This window comes from Imbroritus primus (assembly GCF_964332355.1).
GTDB classification, from domain to species: domain Bacteria; phylum Pseudomonadota; class Gammaproteobacteria; order Burkholderiales; family Burkholderiaceae; genus Imbroritus; species Imbroritus primus.
On record NZ_OZ201293.1, the window covers coordinates 415,892 to 434,974 of the forward strand.

17 protein-coding genes are annotated in these 19,083 nt (G+C 64.4%); 10 read left to right on the plus strand and 7 right to left on the minus strand.

Translation table 11 applies throughout. From position 1 onward, the window contains the following. Window positions 1-239 precede the first annotated feature (239 nt). Window positions 240-1,466 carry an MFS transporter gene (locus ACQ3C8_RS01890; RefSeq protein ID WP_428852253.1) on the plus strand — a complete coding sequence of 409 codons (1,227 nt, stop codon included), beginning with the start codon at window positions 240-242 and terminating at the stop codon, window positions 1,464-1,466. Between the two features lie 112 nt (window positions 1,467-1,578). After that, window positions 1,579-2,106: a single-stranded DNA-binding protein gene (locus tag ACQ3C8_RS01895; RefSeq protein WP_428852254.1), complete on the plus strand. Its 528-nt coding sequence runs from the start codon at window positions 1,579-1,581 to the stop codon at window positions 2,104-2,106. A gap of 234 nt (window positions 2,107-2,340) precedes the next feature. Here the strand turns inward: ACQ3C8_RS01895 and ACQ3C8_RS01900 are convergent, their stop codons facing one another. Beyond that, the gene (locus tag ACQ3C8_RS01900) at window positions 2,341-2,973 is read right to left on the minus strand and encodes a hypothetical protein (RefSeq protein WP_428852255.1); all 633 of its coding nucleotides are present in this window, start codon (window positions 2,971-2,973) and stop codon (window positions 2,341-2,343) included. Window positions 2,974-3,075: 102 nt separating this feature from the next. Between ACQ3C8_RS01900 and ACQ3C8_RS01905 the strand changes: the two genes are divergently transcribed. Next, window positions 3,076-4,251: a hypothetical protein gene (locus tag ACQ3C8_RS01905; protein WP_428852256.1), complete on the plus strand. Its 1,176-nt coding sequence runs from the start codon at window positions 3,076-3,078 to the stop codon at window positions 4,249-4,251. Window positions 4,252-4,394: 143 nt separating this feature from the next. Here ACQ3C8_RS01905 and ACQ3C8_RS01910 read toward each other — a convergent pair whose 3' ends face one another. The 5 genes from ACQ3C8_RS01910 to ACQ3C8_RS01930 all read right to left on the minus strand — a co-directional run bounded on the left by ACQ3C8_RS01910 (window position 4,395) and on the right by ACQ3C8_RS01930 (window position 8,635). Then, complete coding sequence (locus tag ACQ3C8_RS01910) at window positions 4,395-4,805, minus strand: c-type cytochrome (protein WP_428852257.1); 411 nt, start codon at window positions 4,803-4,805, stop codon at window positions 4,395-4,397. After that, on the minus strand, window positions 4,802-5,380 hold the full coding sequence (locus tag ACQ3C8_RS01915; protein WP_428852258.1) for a ferritin-like domain-containing protein: 579 nt from the start codon (window positions 5,378-5,380) through the stop codon (window positions 4,802-4,804). Before ACQ3C8_RS01915 ends, ACQ3C8_RS01910 begins: the two co-directional genes overlap by 4 nt. Before the next feature lie 36 nt (window positions 5,381-5,416). Further along, window positions 5,417-6,133, minus strand: coding sequence for an RNA polymerase sigma factor (locus tag ACQ3C8_RS01920; protein WP_428852259.1), 717 nt, complete (start codon window positions 6,131-6,133; stop codon window positions 5,417-5,419). A 345-nt stretch (window positions 6,134-6,478) separates the two neighbouring features. Further along, window positions 6,479-7,429, minus strand: a complete 951-nt coding sequence (locus tag ACQ3C8_RS01925) for an AEC family transporter (RefSeq protein WP_428852260.1) — start codon at window positions 7,427-7,429, stop codon at window positions 6,479-6,481. A gap of 300 nt (window positions 7,430-7,729) precedes the next feature. After that, on the minus strand, window positions 7,730-8,635 hold the full coding sequence (locus ACQ3C8_RS01930) for a LysR family transcriptional regulator (protein WP_428852261.1): 906 nt from the start codon (window positions 8,633-8,635) through the stop codon (window positions 7,730-7,732). A gap of 120 nt (window positions 8,636-8,755) precedes the next feature. Here ACQ3C8_RS01930 and ACQ3C8_RS01935 point away from each other — a divergent pair, with 120 nt between their 5' ends. The 7 genes from ACQ3C8_RS01935 (at window position 8,756) to ACQ3C8_RS01965 (ending at window position 18,546) form a co-directional block, all read left to right on the plus strand. Further along, window positions 8,756-9,538: an enoyl-CoA hydratase-related protein gene (locus ACQ3C8_RS01935; RefSeq protein ID WP_428852262.1), complete on the plus strand. Its 783-nt coding sequence runs from the start codon at window positions 8,756-8,758 to the stop codon at window positions 9,536-9,538. 5 nt (window positions 9,539-9,543) lie between these two features. Beyond that, window positions 9,544-11,052 (plus strand): 3-hydroxyacyl-CoA dehydrogenase, encoded by a 1,509-nt coding sequence (locus tag ACQ3C8_RS01940; protein ID WP_428852263.1) that lies wholly within the window; start codon window positions 9,544-9,546, stop codon window positions 11,050-11,052. A gap of 118 nt (window positions 11,053-11,170) precedes the next feature. Beyond that, window positions 11,171-12,379: a 3-oxoadipyl-CoA thiolase gene (locus ACQ3C8_RS01945; RefSeq protein ID WP_009522942.1), complete on the plus strand. Its 1,209-nt coding sequence runs from the start codon at window positions 11,171-11,173 to the stop codon at window positions 12,377-12,379. A 17-nt stretch (window positions 12,380-12,396) separates the two neighbouring features. Continuing rightward, the gene (locus ACQ3C8_RS01950) at window positions 12,397-13,632 is read left to right on the plus strand and encodes an acyl-CoA dehydrogenase (RefSeq protein ID WP_428853014.1); all 1,236 of its coding nucleotides are present in this window, start codon (window positions 12,397-12,399) and stop codon (window positions 13,630-13,632) included. Then, a complete protein-coding gene (locus ACQ3C8_RS01955) occupies window positions 13,629-15,773 on the plus strand; it encodes an acetate--CoA ligase family protein (protein WP_428852264.1) in 2,145 nt (714 codons plus the stop codon). Before ACQ3C8_RS01950 ends, ACQ3C8_RS01955 begins: the two co-directional genes overlap by 4 nt. Window positions 15,774-15,840: 67 nt before the next feature. Next, the gene (locus tag ACQ3C8_RS01960) at window positions 15,841-16,836 is read left to right on the plus strand and encodes a Bug family tripartite tricarboxylate transporter substrate binding protein (protein WP_428852265.1); all 996 of its coding nucleotides are present in this window, start codon (window positions 15,841-15,843) and stop codon (window positions 16,834-16,836) included. A gap of 153 nt (window positions 16,837-16,989) precedes the next feature. Next, the gene (locus ACQ3C8_RS01965) at window positions 16,990-18,546 is read left to right on the plus strand and encodes an alkaline phosphatase D family protein (protein WP_428852266.1); all 1,557 of its coding nucleotides are present in this window, start codon (window positions 16,990-16,992) and stop codon (window positions 18,544-18,546) included. 24 nt (window positions 18,547-18,570) lie between these two features. Here the strand turns inward: ACQ3C8_RS01965 and ACQ3C8_RS01970 are convergent, their stop codons facing one another. Further along, window positions 18,571-19,023, minus strand: a complete 453-nt coding sequence (locus ACQ3C8_RS01970; RefSeq protein WP_428852267.1) for an SH3 domain-containing protein — start codon at window positions 19,021-19,023, stop codon at window positions 18,571-18,573. Window positions 19,024-19,083 lie beyond the last annotated feature (60 nt).

Genomic DNA, 19,083 nt, shown 5'->3' on the forward strand with positions numbered 1-19,083 from the left:
AAAACGGGCGTGGCAGGGCCCCGAGGGCGGTGTCACACAGGCCACAGGTGGGGGCAGGGCGGTCCGCTTCAACCGCGCCGGTCCGAAATCGACCCATAGCAAACCTGCTAATATACCGAACTTCGGTTTTCGGAGTTCGACCACCCGGCGATCCGCGTGTGCTCGCCCTGGCTGTCAATGTGCTGCCGAGGCGTGGAACCGCGCTCCTCGGAGCGGCCAACCCACACATTGCACGGGCCATGTCCCCAGTTTCTTCTACCCCTGCTGCAGAATCCGCCACGCGCGACCGCATGTCGGCGCTCGAATGGCGCGCCGGCGGTTCGCTGGCGAGCATCTTCGCGCTGCGCATGCTCGGCCTGTTCCTCATCCTGCCGGTGTTCGCCGAATACGCGCGCACCCTGCCGGACGGACACGACGCCCAGCGTGTCGGCCTTGCCATGGGCATCTACGGCCTGATGCAGGCCTTCCTCCATATTCCGCTCGGCGCGCTGTCCGACCGCATCGGCCGCAAGCCGGTCATGCTCTTCGGCCTGGTGTGCTTCATTGCCGGCGGCATCGTCGCCGCCATGTCCGACACCCTGCTCGGCATCACCATCGGCCGCGCCATCCAGGGCACCGGCGCGATTTCCGCCGCCATCACCGCCTGCCTCGCCGACCTCACGCGCGAGCAGCACCGCACCAAGGTCATGGCCATGGTCGGCGGCAGCATCGGCCTCACCTTTGCGCTATCGCTCGTCATCGCCTCGCCGCTGTACCAGTGGATGGGCATGTCCGGCATGTTCTGGCTGATGGCCGTGCTCGGCGCCATCGCCATCGGCGTCGTGCTGTTCGGCGTGCCCACGCCGCCCGCACTTAGCGCCACCGACCGCACGCCGTTCCGCGTCGTGCTTGCCAATCCCGACCTGCTGCGCCTCAACGTCGGCGTACTGGCCCTGCATGCGGCCCAGGTCGCCATGTTCATGGTCGTACCGTCCATGCTGAGCGATGCCGGCATCGCGCTGACCGCGCACTGGAAGGTCTACCTGCCCGTGGTGCTTGTTTCCTTCGTGCTGATGGTGCCACCCATGATCTGGGCCGAGCGCCACGGCAAGGTGCGCCAGGTGCTGCTGGCCGCCGTTGCCATGCTCACGCTGGCGCAACTGCTGTTCGCCCAGGTCCACGCCATGTGGCCCATCGTCGGCGCACTGCTGCTGTTCTTCTTCGCCTTCAACATCCTCGAAGCCATGCAGCCGTCGCTCGTCACACGCTTCGCCCAGGCCTCGCGCGGCGCAGCCCTCGGCGTGTACAACACCACCCAGGCGCTCGGCATGTTCGTCGGCGGCGCCGTCGGCGGTTTGCTGCTCAAACAGGCCGGCCGGCCCGCCGTGTTCTACGGCTGTGCAGCCGTGCTCGGGCTGTGGCTTATAATCGCGTGGAACATGAAAGCACCCCCCTCGCGCCGCCGGCCGCAACCCGTGTCGGCCTGAGCAGGACGGGCGGCAGGCCAGCGTTATCGAGTCTCAAGCAGCAAGCAATCCACACCCTTCATCCTGAACCCTTTACCGCGCCGGAGCAGGCGCGGCTCTCCGGGAGAACACCATGGCATCCGTCAACAAAGTCATCCTCGTCGGCAACCTCGGCGCCGACCCCGAAACCCGCTACATGCCCAGCGGCGATGCCGTGACCAACATCCGCCTGGCGACCACCGACCGCTACAAGGACAAGTCCAGCGGCGACATGAAAGAAGCCACCGAATGGCACCGCGTCGCCTTCTTCGGCCGCCTCGCCGAAATCGCCGGCGAATACCTCAAGAAAGGCTCCTCCTGCTACATCGAAGGCCGCATCCGCACCCGCAAATGGCAGGACAAGGACGGCAAGGACGTGTACAGCACCGAAATCGTGGCCGAACAGATGCAGATGCTGGGCGGCCGTGGCGGCAGCGGTGGTGGTGAAGGCGGCGGTGGCGGCGGCTACTCGCGCGAATCGTCGGGCGGCGGCGGTGGTGGCTACGGCGGCCGTTCCGGTGGTGGCGGCCAGGGTGGCGGCGAACGCGCCCCGGCCCCACGCCGCCAGCAGCAGGCGCCGTCGAATGGGTTTGAGGATATGGATGACGATATTCCGTTCTGATTTGGATCAATGGAATGATGTCAATGAGAACCCGCAGTGCGAAAGTGCTGCGGGTTTTTTGTGGATGGAGCTGGGAGGAGGGGAGCGTGGATCACGGGTGGTCACTCCCAACCTATGAACAGAGGACCGGTGACGAGCAACAGACTGCCGTTTGCCAAAGCCATCTCGACCACGCGTCCGGGCAATAGGAGATGAGCTAACATTGCATACCGTATAAACCTATCTGGACGTGGATCAATCTACGGTGTTTTCGGATCCTAAAAGATGCTTGTTCATTATCTCAGTGAGGGTTAGGCCGGAAGTTCTGCATTCGTCAATGAGAGCGTTTAAACGCTCGTAATTTTCGAGGAAAAAATGGTACTTTTTCTGGGCGAACGCGACTCTCTGATCACGTGGCATAGCACGCACAGCTTCCCTAACGCGACCATGGTGCTCGACCCTTGCCGTATTCTCGTCGACTTCCTCGACATCTAACTCATCGTACCCAGCCTCCTCCACCAAGAAATCGAATGCGCGCATCCTCGGAGTGAAGTCTCCAGCTAGTCGCCGATAAAGAAGCGTGGCGAGGCCAATAACAGACATTCCTTGGTCTGGGTGATAATTTTCGAGCAGAGCGTTGGGATCGCGGTCAGCGTGCTTCAAGAAGTTGGCTGGCCGCGACATGCTTTTCCATCCTTCGGCCGCGATAATGTCGTCAAGCTGCGTGCAGAAACCGTCATTTTGTTGATGCGGATAAACATCAAAGAGTACCTTGAAACTCGCGTAGGCGAGGGTGTAAACAGCAAGTCCGTTCACATTGGCGAAATACAAATCGATGGCGGTGTCGAGTTGCTGAGCGGCGGCTTCAATTTTGCTGATAGCCTTCATAGGCGGATCTCCATGCGCCTTAATCATTGGCGATTTTATGTCGGTTACCATAGCCTTACCAATCGTAAATCAAAAGGCGACACTAGGAGAAGAAGAGTGCTCATGTATGCACAACAGGTCCGTCGCATTTCCGGTACCAACTACCACGAAGCTATCGTCGACGTCGAAAGTATGACCGCTCATACTGAGCTACGCGCCCGATACGCGCCCGATATTCGCCCTGGACGAAACAGGCGTTCCTCCATGATTAGGCTTCGCTACGAAACTAAGGGCCAGAGTGGTATGCGAGAAGGCGCTTGGTACGATCTGCCAGTGGATATCTGGGATGGTGCTCGATATCGCGATGTCGCACCAGCAGAAGCAGGATCTACCTTCTTGCGAGCAGTACTAGAGGGCCAGAACCGTACCATCCATTTTCCTTCTTTTCGGACCCCTCAAAACTACGCTGTGCTGACACCAACTGAAAGCCCACTTGCCTTTTCCAGCATGTCTAAGACACCTAGCCCTATACGGCTAGACGTTGTCGATTGCGGCCACGGAAATTGGAACCAAGTTTATTTCGACGATGCAATACTTATCTACGATACAGGAGCTTGCCAATCGTTTTCAGCAAAACAAGTGCGAGCGCTTGTAAGAGGGCGCCAAATCACCAAAGAGAGCCTACCCGTCTACATTGTCATCAGCCACTGGGATGTCGATCACTATCAGGCCCTCCAGCGCTTCACTAGAAAGGAGTTGCAAAAAATTGCCTGCGTCTACGTACCCAGTCAAGTACCAAACACTGCTACTTACAAGAGCATTAAGGCCTTGCTCGATAGCGAAAACGTTTCCATAAAAGCACTCGCGCCCGCAGGCAAGACTAAGCCCGGTAGAACCATTGAACTCGTGCATATCGCGTCACCAGGACACATTCGGGTATTTCGTGCGTCTGCTGGTCAGTCACGGAATCAGACCGGCATTGCCTTAGGCATCGTAGGCGCAGGTAAGAACGCATTACTTACCGGTGATCATCATTATCCTAAGCTACTTGACGTCACGCATCATCTCTCACGAACCAACCCGCTAGTCTTGGTTACGCCCCATCACGGGGGGTGCGCTGGTGCGCTCGATGTTCAAGCATGGCTCAAAGCCTTTTCGGCCATCGAAGCGCCAATCTCGTGTGGTACAAACAGCTGGAATCACCCTTTTCCACGTATCGTCAATCAACTGAGTCTAATGCAGGGCAATATCCCCCCACCGCTAACAAAGATTCTCGGTACTCAGACTTTTTGGCTATAACCAAGCTCTCCCAGATTTGCTTGCGATCAAACCAACGAGGTCATTGCGCGTGAGGCTTGCGATGCGTCTCACAGCGGCAGAGTGAATATTACCTATCGAAACCGAAATGGCTACGTCTCTGAGATATGGGCGTGCCAAGCAATTCATTTTCGGCATCGCGCCGCCTTCCCCTCCTTCTTCAAATACCCAATCAACGCCTCCCGCTCCCCCGCATCCGCAATCCCCGCATATCCCATCGACGTCCCCGGAACCGCAGTCATGGGACTCTTCAAAAACACATCCAGCGTCTTTTCATTCCACACGATATTCGACTCCCGCATCGCGGCCGAATACTGAAAACCCGGCACCGTCCCCGCACGCCGGCCGAACAGGCCGCAGTGGCGCGGGCCGGTCCGGTCGTACTCGAAGGCATGGCAGGCGACACAGCGCTCGTAGATGGCAGCGCCGCGTTGCAGGTCGGCAGGTGTGGCGCCGCTTGCCGCGTGGCTGGTGGTGGACAGCAGCACGAGTGTGGTTGCCCATGCCGCTGTCCGCAGGGCTGCGCGCGGTGTCATGACACGAAGGCCGAGGGTACGGGCGCTTCGCCGAGGGCGTTGCGCAGCACGGCCCAGTGCATGGCTTCATCGCCGAGGATGCTGGCGGCGGCCTTGGCGAGATCGCGGTTGCCGAATACGGGCACGGCGCCCAGGTAGGCGCTGACCGCGCCTTTTTCGAGCGAGGCGGCAAAGCGCAGCACGTCGGTCTGGTTCTTCAGCGAGTCGGTGGGGAACTGGTACTTGGCTTTGGCGTCGACTGGCTTGCCGCCGAGTTTCTGGATGGTCTTGGCGAGCACGTCGGCGTGTTCCTTGTGGTGGCCCTGGAAGGTCACGGCGAGATCGAGGACCGGTTTCTGTAGCAGACCGCTTTCCGCGCCGAGCTGGTAGGCGGCAATAGCTTCGAGTTCGGCGCCCAGTGCGGTGTTCAGGATGCCGACGTCGTTGGCGGTGTTGGCGTGGCCGGTCTTGGCCAGTGCATCGCGTCCGGCGAGCAGGGCCACGGCGGTGCCGGACAGCAGCAGTCCGGACTGGCCGAGAAAGGCGCGCCGCCCGCCTTGCAGCAGCGGGGCATCCGAAAAATTCAGGAAAGACATGGTTATTCTCCAGTGTGGCGTGCAGCGGTTGCCGTGCTAGCGGGCTGCGCGCGATTCGATCCGGGCCAGCACGCCGGCAACGATGCGGTCGCAACGCGCGCCCGCACAGGCAAATGACTCCTCCAGGCCCACGCCGATGTCACGCATCAGCGCGGTGCGCAACAGGCCGCGCGCACGGAAGAAGCGCGAGCGCACCGTGGCGGCGGGAATACCGAGGCAGGCGGCAACGTCTTCCACGGGCATGTCGTCCACCGCGCGTAGCACGAACACCGTGCGGTAGACGGCGGGCAGGGCATCGATGCGCGACTCGAGGAGCTTGCGGGTCTGGGCGCGAAAGATGGCTGCGTCCGGCTGCTCCGTGTGTTGCGCTGCGGGTGCCTCATCATCCATGCTCGGCTCCGGGGATTCGCCTGTGCGGTGGGGGCTGTCGTTCAGTACGATGACGGCGCTGTGCCGCTTGCGGCGGCGCAGGCGTCGCTTGGCTTCATTGGCGACGATACGGACCAGCCAGGTCGAGAGCCGTGCCTCGCCGCGAAACGTGCCCATGGCGCGATACGCCAGGTAGAAGGCATCCTGCACGGCGTCTTCGGCATCGCGGTCTTCGTGCAGGATGCTGCGCGCCGTGCGGAACAGCGTGCGGTTGTAGCGGCGCATCAGTACCTGCAGCGCGTCGGTGTCGCCGTCCGCGATCCGGCAGGCCAGCGCCTCGTCTGGCAGGGTAGGGTCGGCGGTGCGTACAAGCGAGAGTGGCATGGTCCTGTCCGTGTGCGAAGCGCGGCGTGGCTGTCATCGTGCGGCATTGGATGCCGCCTCGAGCCGCCGCGTTCCAGGATTTTTGCGGGGCCAAGGGGGTGCCGAATCGGGTGCTGGATCGAGTGCCGAATCAGGGTCCAGATCGGGCACGGCCGGCACCGCATCTTCATGCACTATGGACGCCGGAAAACGTTCCGGCAAGGCGCCAGGGCGATGGGCGCGGGATGGGTGAAGCGGGCGGAATGGAGAAGCCACAGCCGCGCAATGCGGCAGGGCGGGGCGGAAAATGTGGAGCGGCGTGGAGCGACGTCGAGCCGGTTGCCGGGCGCACGGCCGCCCGGTGCGTTATCCGAAGCGCGCCAGCAGCGCCAGCACCACCGGCACGGTCACCAGCGCCATCGCCGTGGAAATGGCGATGCTGGTGGAGACTTCGTCCTCGGCGACCTTGTAGCGCTGCGTGAACAGGAACACGTTCGCGCCCACGGGCAGGGCGGCCAGCAGCTGCATGATGTTGATGGCCGGGCCGCGCTGGCCGAGCGCCCAGGCGCAGGCGAGGAACACCAGCGGGTGCACCACCACCTTGCAAAGGGCGATGCGCAGCGCGGGTTTCCACATGGAGCCCATGGGGGTGTAGGCGAGCGTGGCGCCGACCAGCAGCAGCGCAAGCGGGCCCATGGCGGCGCCGAGCATCTTGAGCGAGATATCGACGACCTCGGGCAGCGGCAGGCCGAGCTGGCCGTACAGCAGGCCGATCAGGATGGGCAGCGGTACCGGGTGGAGAATGCTCTTGCGCACCGCCACCAGGACGGTACGCAGCAGGGAATGGTGTGCGCCGATGCCGGCCGCGCGCTGCTCGCGGGCAATCGCCAGCTCGAAGATCAGCGTCACGGTGGTGAGGATTACCAGCGAGTGCACAGAGACGAGCGTAAACAGCGCGACCAGGCCCTGCTCGCCGAATGCCAGTCCGATCAGCGGCACGCCGATGAGCACGGTATTGCTGAAGATGTGCGCCAGGCCGCGTGCAGCGGAAAGCGTGTTGAAGCCAAAGCGCAGCATGGTCACGCCGAACACGATGCCGACGGAGAGGAAGTAGATGCCGATCGGCGCGAAGTCGAGTTCCGCCAGCTTGACGCGCGCCATGGTGCGAAACAGCAGCGCGGGCAGCAGCACCAGGAACAGCAGGTTCGTAAAGTCCTTGAGCGAGGCTTTGCTGACCCAGTTCACGCGGGCCACGGTCCAGCCGAGTGCGATCAGCAGGATGACGGGCAGGAGGGCGGCAAGGGCGGGGGAGTTCACGAATACAGGTCCGGAAGTGGGCGGCTAGACGGGTGGGCTGCCGCCGATCCGCGCGCGCGACTCATCGCGCCGGCATGCCGATGGGGCAGCGGCGGAACAGGGCGGAGCGCAACGGAAGAAGGTGCGATGGCGGGCAACACAGGCCTCGAAAGCCAAACAGGCGCAGGCCGGCAGGCCCGCTGAAGTGATGCATTGTAAATGTCTCCTGCGCGGCGTGCAGCCCGGCGGCGGACCATGGTGTGGTAGCCGGTGGCGCGGCAGCTGCAGATGCTGCCGTGCCACGCCGCCCGGGGCGCGTCCTCACAGCCGGCCGCACAGCTCCATCAGGCTCTCGCGCAGCCAGCGGTGGCCCATGTCTTCCTCAGCCGATTTGTGCCAGACGAGGTAGATCGGAAAATCCGGCGTATCCACCGGCGGAATGTGCGTCTTGAGGCGGAACTGGTCGGCGTACAGCGTCGCCATGCGCTTGGGCAGCGTGCAGATCATGCTGGTGGTCTGCACCATGATCGGCATCGACTGGAAGTGCGGCACCTCCACCGCGATGTGGCGTTCCAGGCGGCGGCGTGCCAGCACCAGATCGATCATTGGCTGTGCGCTGTTGCGTGGCAGCAGGGCCACATGCCGCAGTTGCAGATAGGTCTCGAGCGTGAGCTTGTCGCCCACGCCGGGATGGTCGGGGCGTGTCAGGCTGAGCAGCGAATCGGTCATCACGCGCTGGCTGACATATTCGGTGTGGCGCAGCACGAAATAGTCGATGGCGAGATCGACGCGTCCGCTCTTCAGTTCCTCGCGCAACTGGTTGGCCGGCTCGGGACGGATCTTGATGCGCACCTCCGGCGCGACCTGGGCGACCCAGTCCACGAAGCGCGGCAGGATCACGGCCTCGCCGTAGTCCTCCACGGCAATCACGAAGGTGCGCCTGGACTGGCGGTAGTCAAAGGCATGCTTGCTCTGCAGGCCGCTGCCGATCAGGTCGAGCGCCTGCCGCACCGGCTCGGCCAGCGCGCGTGCGCGGGCCGTCGGCACCATGCCTTCGGCGGTGCGCTGGAACAGCGGGTCGTCGAGCCGGTCGCGCAGGCGGGCGAGCGAGTTGCTCACGGCCGGCTGCGACAGGCTCAGCCGTTCCGCCGCCTTGGAAATGCTGCGTTCGGTGTAGATGGCATCGAAGATCAGCAGCAGGTTCAGGTCGAACGTGCGCAGGTTCAACGGCGTCTCCTCCGTTGGGTGTGAGTGTTATTTGTATGGTGAATATTCATCATCATAGATCAAAAGGATGTGAATAAAGGTTCTGGCCTAAGATCAACTCACGTTGTCGGAGGAGAGCTTATGTCGTCATCTGCGTCCATCCTGCTGCAAGACCGGCCCGCGCCGGGCGTCACGCGCCTGCGCCTGAACCGGCCCGAAGCGCGCAATGCCCTCAACACCCCGTTGCGGCAGGCGCTGGCGGCAGCCTTCGATGCCCTCGATATTGATGACGACACGCGCTGCATCCTGCTGTGTGGCGAGGGCCCGTGCTTTGCGGCCGGCGCCGACATCAAGGAAATGGCGCCGCTCGGCCCCGCCGAGGTCAACCAGATCGGCGTGCCGCGCTACTGGCGCTCCATCGCGCAATGTTCCAGGCCGGTCATCGCGGCTGTGCATGGCGTGGCGCTGGGTGGCGGCTGCGAGCTGGCGCTGCATGCCGACATCATCCTGGCGGAAGCCAACGCGCGTTTCGGCCAGCCCGAGGTCACCGTCGGCATCATGCCCGGCGGCGGTGCTACGCAGCGGCTGATGCGCGCCATGGGCAAGTACCAGGCGATGGGCATGCTGCTCACCGGCGAGCCGCTCTCGGCGCAGCGCGCCTACCAGGCTGGCCTGGTGACCGAAGTGGTCGAGGAAGGGGCGCTGATGGAGCGCGCGCTCGCCATGGCCGCCACCATCGCCTCGCGTCCGCCGCAGGCCATCCGCTTTATCAAGGAAGTCGCCCTCGCCGGCGCGGACGCCTCGCTCGAGGCGGGCCTCATGCTCGAGCGGCGCGCTTTTGAAATGCTGTTCGATACGGCCGACCAGAAAGAAGGCATGCAGGCCTTCATGGAACGCCGCACCCCCACTTTTACCGGAGCTTGAAACACATGACCGATGCGATTCGCAAAGTCGCCGTGGTCGGCGCGGGCGCAATGGGACTGGGCATTGCCCATGCCTTTGCCAGCGCCGGCTACCAGGTTGCCATGATCGATGCCAACGAGGGCGTGGCCGATCGCGCCCTCGTCAAGATTCGCGCGCTGATGGAGCAGGACGTCGCCAAGGGCCGGCTCGATGCTGCGCAGATGACCGCCACGCTGGCTCGCATCCAGCCCGCGCAGAAGCTTGCCGCGGTCGATGGCGCGGACCTCGTGGTCGAAGCCATCATCGAAGATCTCGATGCCAAGCGCACGCTGCTGGCCCAGCTCGAAGCACTGGTCGGGCCGCGCTGCATCATCGCCTCGAATACCTCGTCGCTGTCCATCACCACGCTCGCGGCAGCCTGCAAGCATCCGGAGCGCGTGGCGGGGCTGCACTTCTTCAATCCGGTCAACCGCATGCGCCTGGTCGAGGTGATCGATGGCCTGAAGACCGCGCCGGAAGTGGCCGAGACGCTGATGCAGGCGGCGCGTTCGATCAAGAAGGAAGTGGTGCGCGTGAAGGATACGCCGGGCTTCCTCGTCAACCAGGTCGGCCGCGGCTTCACGCTCGAAGCCGTGAACGTGGTGGCGGAAGGCGCCGCGACCTTCGCTGATGTGGATCGCGTGATGCGCGATACCGCCGGGTTCCGCATGGGCCCCTTCGAGCTGCTCGACCTGATCGGGCTCGATGTCAATCATCCGGCCACCGATGCGATCTACAACCAGTTTTACCAGGAGCCGCGCTATCGCCCGGCGCTGATGATGGAGATGCGCGTCAAGGGCGGCATGCTGGGCCGCAAGACCGGTGAAGGCTTCTATGGCTACGGCGAGGGCGCCGCACAGCCCGAAGAAGCGCCCGCGCCGGCCGCGCCCGATGTGCCCGTGTGGGTCAGCCATGCGCTGCCGCAAGAGCGGGCTGCCGTGGTGGAACTGCTGACGCGCCTCGGCGTGCGTGTGGAAGATGGTGCCGCGCCCTCGGCCCAGGCGCTGTGCGTGGTCACGCCGCTGGGCAGCGATGCCTCGCGCAGCGCTGCCGCCGAAGGGCTCGATCCGGAGCGCACGGTGGCTATCGACACGCTCTTCGGGCTGGCCACGCGCCGCACGGTGATGACCACCTGCGTCACTGCACCGCAATGGCGCGATGCCGCACACGGCATCTTTGCCAAGGACGGCGTGCCGGTGACGGTCATGCGGGATAGTCCGGGCTTTATCGCGCAGCGGATTGTGGCCATGATCGTGAGTATCGGTGCCGCACTCGCGCAATCGCGTACGGCTTCGGCGGAAGACATCGACCGCGCCGTTACGCTCGGACTCGCCTATCCGCACGGCCCGCTGGGCTTTGCGGACACACTTGGGGTCGGGCGTATGGCAGCGGTGCTCGACGGGCTGTACGACAGCTTCCGCGATCCCCGCTACCGCCCCAATGTGTGGTTCGCGCGGCGCGCCGCGCTGGGCCTCAGCATGAAGGCAGGCGAATAGAACGCCATGAGGATGTAACGCGATCCACATGGCGGTGCACTGCAGGCCACTGTCGATCGCGTCTCGATGAAGGAAGCCGAAGCTTCCGGCAAGGACACAAGACTGGAGAGACACCGATATGTTGAATGCTTACCTCTACGCAGGCCTGCGCACCCCCTTTGGCAAGAATGCCGGCGGCCTCGCGCCCGTGCGCCCCGATGACCTGCTGGCCTACACCTTCAAGGCGCTGATCGAACAGACCGGCGTCGATGCCAAGACGCTCGACGACGTGATCGTCGGCTGCGCCAACCAGGCCGGCGAGGACAGCCGCTGCGTGGCGCGTCATGCCGTGCTGCTGGCCGGCTTGCCGGTGGAGCTGGGCGGTACCGTGGTGCAGCGCAACTGCGGCAGCGGCCTCGGCGCGCTGATCTCCGCAGCGCACGCGATTACCGTGGGCGAAGGCGAGATGATGCTGTCCGGCGGTGTCGAGAGCATGAGCCGTTCGGCCTTTGTGATGGCCAAGGCTGACAAGCCGTACAGCCGCGACATGCGGGTCTTCGACTCGGCCGTGGGCGCACGCTTCCCCAATCCCAAGATCGAAAAGGAATTCGGCGCGGACTCCATGCCGCAGACCGCCGACAACCTGGCCCAGCAGTATGAGCTGTCGCGCGAAGCGGTGGATGCGTTCGCCAAGGCATCGCAGGACAAGTACCAGGCGGCGCTGGAAGCCGGCTTCTTCAAGGATGAGATCGTGCCGGTGACGATCCAGGCCAAGGGCGCGAAAGAACCCACGGTCGTGTCTCGTGACGAATTCCCGCGCGCGACCACCATGGAAGCGCTGGGCAAGCTGCCGGCGATTCACCAGGGCGGCGTCACCACCGCCGGCAATGCCTCGGGCCTAAACGATGGCGCGGTGGCGCTGCTGGTTGGCTCGCAGGCTGCCGGCGAGCGCGCCGGCCTCAAGCCGATGGCGCGCATCGTCTCGAGCGCGGTGGTTGGTGTCGAGCCGCGCATCATGGGCATTGGCCCGGTGCCGGCGATCCACAAGGCGCTGGAGCGCGCCGGCCTGACGCTCGAGCAGATGGACGTGATCGAGATCAACGAAGCGTTTGCCGCGCAGGCCCTGGCTTGCACGCGTGCGCTCAAGCTGCGCGATGACGATCCGCGCGTCAACCCGAATGGCGGTGCGGTCGCACTGGGCCATCCGCTCGGCGCTTCGGGTGCGCGTCTCGCGCTCACGGCGGCGCGCCAGCTCGAGCGCACGCAGGGCCGTTATGCCGTGGTTTCCATGTGCATCGGCGTCGGGCAGGGCATTGCCGTGGTGCTTGAAAACTGCGCCAGCCGATAAGCGGAGGCGACATGACCATGAATGCGCCAGCCACCAATCCTGAACTCACGCGCGCCGGCATGCACGGCGTGCCGTTCGACTGGCAGGACCCGTTTTGTCTCGATGCTGCGCTCACCGAGGAAGAGCGCATGATCCGCGACGCGGCGCGCGACTACGCCCAGGAGCGGCTCATGCCGCGCATCCTGATGGCCAACCGCAATGAGTCGTTCGACATCGAGATCATGCAGGAGATGGCCGATCTCGGTTTCTTGGGCGCGCCGCTCAAGGGCTATGGCTGCGCCGGCGTGGGCTACGTCGCCTACGGCCTGATCGCGCGCGAGTTCGAGCGCGTGGATACGGCCTACCGCTCGGCGCTCGGCGTACAGACCACGCTGTCGATGATGCCGATCTACCTGTTCGGTTCGGAAGAGCAGCGCGAGAAATACCTGCCGCGCATGGCGCGCGCCGAGCTGCTCGGCTGCTTCGGGTTGACCGAGCCGGACCATGGCTCCGACCCTGGTCGCATGGGCTCGCGCGCGGTGCGTGTCGACGGCGGCTATCGCCTGACTGGCGCCAAGACGTGGATCACGCACGCGCCGATTGCCGACCTGATGGTGGTGTGGGCCAAGGACGAAGCAAACACCGTACGCGGCTTCATTCTCGAGCGTGGCATGCAGGGACTGGCGACGGCCAAGATCGAAGGCAAGTTCTCGGTGCGCGCCTCGCCCACCGGGCAGATCTTCATGGACGATGTGTTCGTGCCGGACGAGAACGTGCTGCCGAACGGCGTGGGCCTGAAAGCGCCGTTCGCCTGCCTGAACAACGCGCGCTTCGGCATCTGCTGGGGCGCGATGGGTGCGGCGGAGTTCTGCTGGCATGCGGCCCGCCAGTACACGCTGGAGCGCAAGCAGTTCGGCCGGCCTTTGGCGGCCAACCAGCTCATCCAGAAGAAGCTTGCCGACATGCAGACCGAAATTACGCTGGGCCTGCTCGGCTGCCTGCACCTGAGCCGCCTGCGCGATACCGGGCAGGCCGCGCCGGAAGCTGTGTCGCTGCTCAAGCGCAATTGCGCCGGCAAGGCGCTCGACATTGCGCGCATGGCGCGCGACATGCACGGGGGCAACGGCATCAGCGACGAATACCATGTGATCCGTCACCTGATGAATCTGGAAACCGTCAACACGCTCGAAGGCACGCACGACGTGCACGCGCTGGTGCTGGGCCGTGCCCAGACCGGCATTCAGGCTTTCACATCCATGGAGGGCAATGCATGAACGGGCCGGCGCATCACGAGCCAACACACACCATGCGCAGCGCGCTGACCTGTCTCGTCAATCCTCAGTCGATTGCCATCGTCGGCGCCTCGTCGCAGTTCGGCAAGGTCAGCGGCCGGCCGCTCAAGCATCTGCTGGAGAAGGGCTATCGCGGCAAGATCTGGCCGATCAATCCGCGCTATACGGAAATGCACGGCCTGACCTGCTACACCAGCATCGCCGCGCTGCCCGATGCGCCGGACCTTGCCATCGTCGCGCTGCCCGCGCAGGACGTACTGGCCACCATTCGCGAACTGGGCCGGCGTGGTACGCGCGCGGTCGTGGTGTTCAGTTCCGGTTTCGGCGAAATGGGCGATGCCGGCAAGGCCATGGAAGCGGAGATGGTGGCTGCGGCGCGCGAGTACGGCATGCCGCTGTGCGGCCCGAACTGCCTCGGCTTCATCAACGCGTTTGAAAACGTCTACGCCACCTTCAGCCAGTATGCCGACCGCGAAACGCAGTCGGGGCCGATTGCCTTCGTCACGCAGTCGGGCGCGTTCGGCACGGCGATTGCTGCGCTCGCGCGCCAGCGTGGCCTGGGTCTCGGCTATTTCATCAACACCGGCAATGAAGCGGATGTCGGTTTTGCCGACCTGATGCTGACGGTCATCGAGGATCCGCGCATCAAGGTCGCGGCGGGTTATCTCGAAGGCGTGCGCGATGGCGAGGCGCTGATCCGTCTCGCCAAACGCTGCCAGGAGCTCGGCAAGCCACTGGTGCTGACCAAGGTCGGCCGCATGGCCGCCGGCGCGCGCGCGGCTGCCTCGCATACCGGCTCGATGGCCGGCGAGGACGCGGTGTTCGATGCGGTCATCCGGCAGTACGGCGTGATCCGTGCACGCAACGAAGAACAGTTGCTCGACATGGCGCAGGCGCTGGCCGCCTGCCCGCTGCCGCAGGGCAACGGCCTCGGTATCGCCACGCAGTCGGGCGGCGCGGGCGTGATGATGGCCGACCGTGCCGAAGAAGTCGGCCTCGCGGTGCCGCCGGTGACCGATGCGATCCGCAAGCGCCTGGTCGATCTGCTGCCAGCCTTCGGTGCGGCCGGCAATCCGGTCGACGTCACCGGCCAGTTCGTCGGCGAGCCGGAACTGCTGCGCGAGTCGGTGCTGACACTGCTCGACGATCCGAACATCCACGTCGGCATCGTCTGGCTGCAGCTGATGCATGCGTACGTCGACGTGCTCGTCGAGATTCTCACCGAGACCTGCCGCAAGGCTACCAAGCCGTGCCTGGTGTGCTGGGTGGCTGCGCCCGAAGAAGCGGTGCGCAAGCTGGCGGCGGTGGGCATTCCGGTGTTCCAGGCGGGCGAGCGCGCGGTCGATGCCGCTGCTGCGCTGGTGCGTCATGGTGAGGCTCAGCGTCGTTGGCAACAACGTGCACCGCAGGCCGTCCATGCCGTGCGGACGCTGCCGCGCCTGCCCGATGGCGTGGTGCCGAGCGTGCAGGGCGTGAGCCTGCTCAAGGATGCCGGCATCCCCATGGCGCCGGTGGCACTGGCGACCAGCGAGGATCATGCCGTCGCGCTGTGGCACAAGTTCGGCAAGGGCGTGGCGCTCAAGATCGAATCGACGGCCATCACACACAAGAGCGATATCGGCGGCGTGCTGCTCAACCTCAATGATGAAGCGGCGATCCGCACCGGTTATCGCAGCATCCTGGCGAATGCCGCGCGGCATTGTCCGGATGCCAAGGTCGATGGCGTACTGGTGCAGCCGCTGGCCAGTGGGCATGTGGAACTGGTGGTTGGCGTCAAGCGCGATCCGTCGTTCGGCATGATCGTCATGGTCGGCAGCGGCGGCGTACTGGTGGAAGTGATGCGCGACGTGGTGTTCCGCCGCGCGCCGTTCGCGGAGGATGAGGCGGCCCGCATGCTCGGAGAGCTGCGCATGGGGGCCTTGCTGGATGGGGTGCGCGGCAAGCCTGCCGTGGATCGCGCACAGATTTGCAACCTGCTGGCCAGCCTCTCGCGCTGGGCAGCCGAAATGGAGGATCAGTTAGAGGAGCTTGATCTCAATCCGGTTCTGGTGGGTCCGGACGGACCTGTCGGGGTGGATTGCGTGATGGTTATTCGACATGACGCCAGCCCCGCCAAGAGGTAGTTTCGACAACGCGGCGTCGATAACACGGCATGCCACATGGCATGCCGTACCCCGTAGAGGAGACAATATGATGCGCAGTAAACTCAGTGCTTTGCTCGTAGCATGCCTGGCCGCCGTTCCTGTGACCCAGGCGCTGGCCCAGGACAAGTATCCGTCCCGTCCCATTACCCTGATCGCGCCGTACAGCGCGGGTGGCGATTCCGACCTCGCTGCCCGCAACTTCGCGGCGGTCGCGCAGAGCTACCTCGGCCAGCCGGTGGTGGTGCAGAACAAGCCCGGCGCGAGCGGCATCATCGGCTCGCAACTGGTGCTGCAGTCGCCGTCCGACGGCTATACGCTGTTGCTGGCGCGGACAGGTTCCCAGGCGATTCTCCCTGCGGTGGCTCCGTCGAATACCAAGTACAAGTGGGATGACTTTACCTTCATCGGCATGCTCGAACTGAATCCGTACGGCTGCATGGTCAAGGCCAACTCACCGTACACCAATGCCGAGCAGTTCCTGAAAGGCCTGAAGGAAAAGGGCAAGGGCATGAACTTTGCCACGGCCGGCGTGGCTACCACCAACGACATGGGCCCGCGTCTGCTGTTCGACATCCTCAAGCTGGGCGCCAATTCGCCGCAGCAGATTCCATTCAAGGGCACTGGCGAGGCCACGGCCGCGCTGATGGCCGGACAGGTGGATTTTGCGTGCGGCAGTATTGGCCCGTTCATGCAGCTGATCAAGCACGGCGACCTGCGCGCCATGTTCATCACCACGCCGGAACGCATCAAGGATCTGCCGAATGTACCGACCGCCCGCGAAGCCGGCGTGCAGGACATGGAGAAGATCACCGGCTGGAGCGGCATCTTCGCTCCGTCCAAGATGCCGCCGGCAATGGTCGAGCAGTTGTGGAAGGCCGTGCAGGATGTGGGCAAGGATCCGAAATGGCGTCGTGCCACGGAGCAGGCCGGTTCGATTCCCTACATTATCGGTCCGGACGAGACCCGCAAGTTCATCAAGAACCAGTTCGATGTGTATGAGAGCATCGGCAAGTCGCTCAATATGATCGACAAGGTACTCTAAGCCCCTCCCTGTCCCCCCACCGCCCCGTCCTGGCTGCATCCAGGCGGGGCGTTTTGTTTGCAGGGTGGCCAATGGTGTGGCATCCCGCACACACCTGCGCCGGCAGTCACAATCGTCCGTTACCATGGGGGATCGCCGTGACAGGACTCCCACATGCCGGACCGCCGTGATTTCCTCAAGCAGCTTGCGCTCGGCAGCAGCGCCGCGCTGGCAACGGTCGCCAGCCACGCCGCCGAACCGGTGACAGCTGCGGCATTTCCCTCCAATCCCTTCAGGCTTGGCGTCGCCTCTGGCTACCCGACGCATGAGGGCGTGGTGCTGTGGACGCGCCTCGCGCCACATCCGCTCGAAGCGCAGGGCGGCATGCCGCCAGTGGCGATGGATGTGCAATGGGAGATCGCCGAGGATGAAGGTTTCCGGCACATCGTGCAGCGCGGCGTGGCCCGTGCACGGCCGGAGGAGGCGCATGCCGTGCACGTTGAATTGCACGGGCTGGAAGCGGAGGCATGGTTCTTCTACCGCTTTCGCGCGGGCGGCTATACCAGCCGCATCGGCCGCACGCGCACCGCGCCAGCGCCGGAGGCCGAAGCGCCGCGCCTGCGTTTCACGGTGGCCTCATGCCAGAACTACGAGCACGGCTACTACGGCGCCTACCAGCACATGCTGGCCGAAGAGCCGGATCTCGTACTATTCCTGGGCGACTATATCTACGAAACCAGCACGCGGCCGCCGCGCGTGCGCGAGCATGCCGGCCCGGTGCCGCGCACACTCGCGGAGTACCGGCAGCGGCACGCGCAGTACAAGATGGATCCCGACCTGCAGGCCATGCATGCCGCAGCGCCATGGCTGCTGACCTGGGACGATCACGAGGTGGAGAACGACTACGCCGGCGATGCTTCGAGCCACGGCACGCCGGTCGATGCCTTCCTGCGGCAACGTGCTGCCGCCTATCGCGCCTATTACGAGCATATGCCGTTGCCGCGCGCCATGCTGTTCGACGCAACCGCACTACGGCTGTATTCGACCTGGCACTGGGGCCGGCTTGCCGATTTCCATCTGCTCGACGACCGGCAGTACCGTTCGATGCAGGCCTGCGGATACCTTCGGACCGGCGCCCCGGCCGGTGCCTCGGCGGGCTGCCTGCCGCGCGAGGACGACACGCGCACCATGCTCGGCCCGGCGCAGGAAGCGTGGCTCGATGCCACGCTGGCGGCGACCAGGGCACGCTGGAACCTGCTGGCCCAGCAGACGCTGTTCTCACCGCTTGGAGAAGAGATCAATCACCAGATGCGTTATCGCCTGGATGGCTGGGATGGTTATCCGGCGGCACGGCAGCGCCTGATCGACACGCTGGTCGCGCGCCATCCCTCCAATCCGGTATTCCTGGGCGGCGATGTGCACAGTTTCATGGTGAGCACCGTGCGCAATCCCGCCGATGCGGAACGCAAGCCGGTCGCGACGGAATTCGTCACCGGCTCCATCACCTCGCGCGGCCCGGGCCAGGCGCGTATGGATGCGGCCGTGCGGCTGCATCCCCACCTGCTGTATGCCAACAGTCGCCGGCATGGCTATCTCCGCATCGATGTCACGCCGCAGCAGATGCTGGTGGAGTTGCGTGGCGTGGATTCCGTTGAGCGGATGCTGACCGATGTCTCGACACTGGCCCGCTTTGCCGTCACTGACGGCAAGATCGGGGCGCGGAACCTGTAGCGCTCTGCACCCGCGCTGTGGCGATTACCAGCCCCACACGAGGCGCTGTGCCACCCACCCTTGCTGACCGTTGTTGCGCTTCACATGCACCCAGCCATTACGCTTGCCGACAGTTTTGAGGAGCTCGTACTGCTCCAGCTTGCCGACGAGCCGTGCACTGGTCTGCGGCGCGGCGCGCAGGTTTGCGACCTTGGCGCGCACCACGTGATGCGGGGTGTTGCCTGTGAGCGGGCGGTAGATCCAGCCCAGGTCGCCTTCGAAGTCGCGCACCTTCAGCCAGCTTCCCTGACGCTTGGTCACGGCCAGCGGATAGCCACGGTTCAGTTCCCACAGTTTTTCGGAGCGTGTAGTCGGCTGGGCGCGCACATTGGCGACATTGTTGCTGATGCTGACAAACTGCTGGGCGTAGGCTGTGCCGGTGACGGCGCACAACGCGAGCGCAGCCACGGCGGCCGAGACATGGCGTGAGACGGACATAAGCAAGCGATTTCCCCCTGTTTTGATTGCAAAAAACACTTCTTCAGACTGCTCTCGTCC

Excerpts from the sequence above, each read along its gene's own strand:
- ACQ3C8_RS01890 (WP_428852253.1), top strand. The coding sequence starts at position 240 with ATGTCCCCAGTTTCTTCTACCCCTGCTGCAGAATCCGCCACGCGCGAC.
- ACQ3C8_RS01895 (WP_428852254.1), top strand. The coding sequence starts at position 1,579 with ATGGCATCCGTCAACAAAGTCATCCTCGTCGGCAACCTCGGCGCCGAC.
- ACQ3C8_RS01900 (WP_428852255.1), bottom strand. The coding sequence starts at position 2,973 with ATGAAGGCTATCAGCAAAATTGAAGCCGCCGCTCAGCAACTCGACACC.
- ACQ3C8_RS01905 (WP_428852256.1), top strand. The coding sequence starts at position 3,076 with ATGTATGCACAACAGGTCCGTCGCATTTCCGGTACCAACTACCACGAA.
- ACQ3C8_RS01910 (WP_428852257.1), bottom strand. The coding sequence starts at position 4,805 with ATGACACCGCGCGCAGCCCTGCGGACAGCGGCATGGGCAACCACACTC.
- ACQ3C8_RS01915 (WP_428852258.1), bottom strand. The coding sequence starts at position 5,380 with ATGTCTTTCCTGAATTTTTCGGATGCCCCGCTGCTGCAAGGCGGGCGG.
- ACQ3C8_RS01920 (WP_428852259.1), bottom strand. The coding sequence starts at position 6,133 with ATGCCACTCTCGCTTGTACGCACCGCCGACCCTACCCTGCCAGACGAG.
- ACQ3C8_RS01935 (WP_428852262.1), top strand. The coding sequence starts at position 8,756 with ATGTCGTCATCTGCGTCCATCCTGCTGCAAGACCGGCCCGCGCCGGGC.
- ACQ3C8_RS01940 (WP_428852263.1), top strand. The coding sequence starts at position 9,544 with ATGACCGATGCGATTCGCAAAGTCGCCGTGGTCGGCGCGGGCGCAATG.
- ACQ3C8_RS01945 (WP_009522942.1), top strand. The coding sequence starts at position 11,171 with ATGTTGAATGCTTACCTCTACGCAGGCCTGCGCACCCCCTTTGGCAAG.
- ACQ3C8_RS01950 (WP_428853014.1), top strand. The coding sequence starts at position 12,397 with ATGAATGCGCCAGCCACCAATCCTGAACTCACGCGCGCCGGCATGCAC.
- ACQ3C8_RS01955 (WP_428852264.1), top strand. The coding sequence starts at position 13,629 with ATGAACGGGCCGGCGCATCACGAGCCAACACACACCATGCGCAGCGCG.
- ACQ3C8_RS01960 (WP_428852265.1), top strand. The coding sequence starts at position 15,841 with ATGATGCGCAGTAAACTCAGTGCTTTGCTCGTAGCATGCCTGGCCGCC.
- ACQ3C8_RS01965 (WP_428852266.1), top strand. The coding sequence starts at position 16,990 with ATGCCGGACCGCCGTGATTTCCTCAAGCAGCTTGCGCTCGGCAGCAGC.
- ACQ3C8_RS01970 (WP_428852267.1), bottom strand. The coding sequence starts at position 19,023 with ATGTCCGTCTCACGCCATGTCTCGGCCGCCGTGGCTGCGCTCGCGTTG.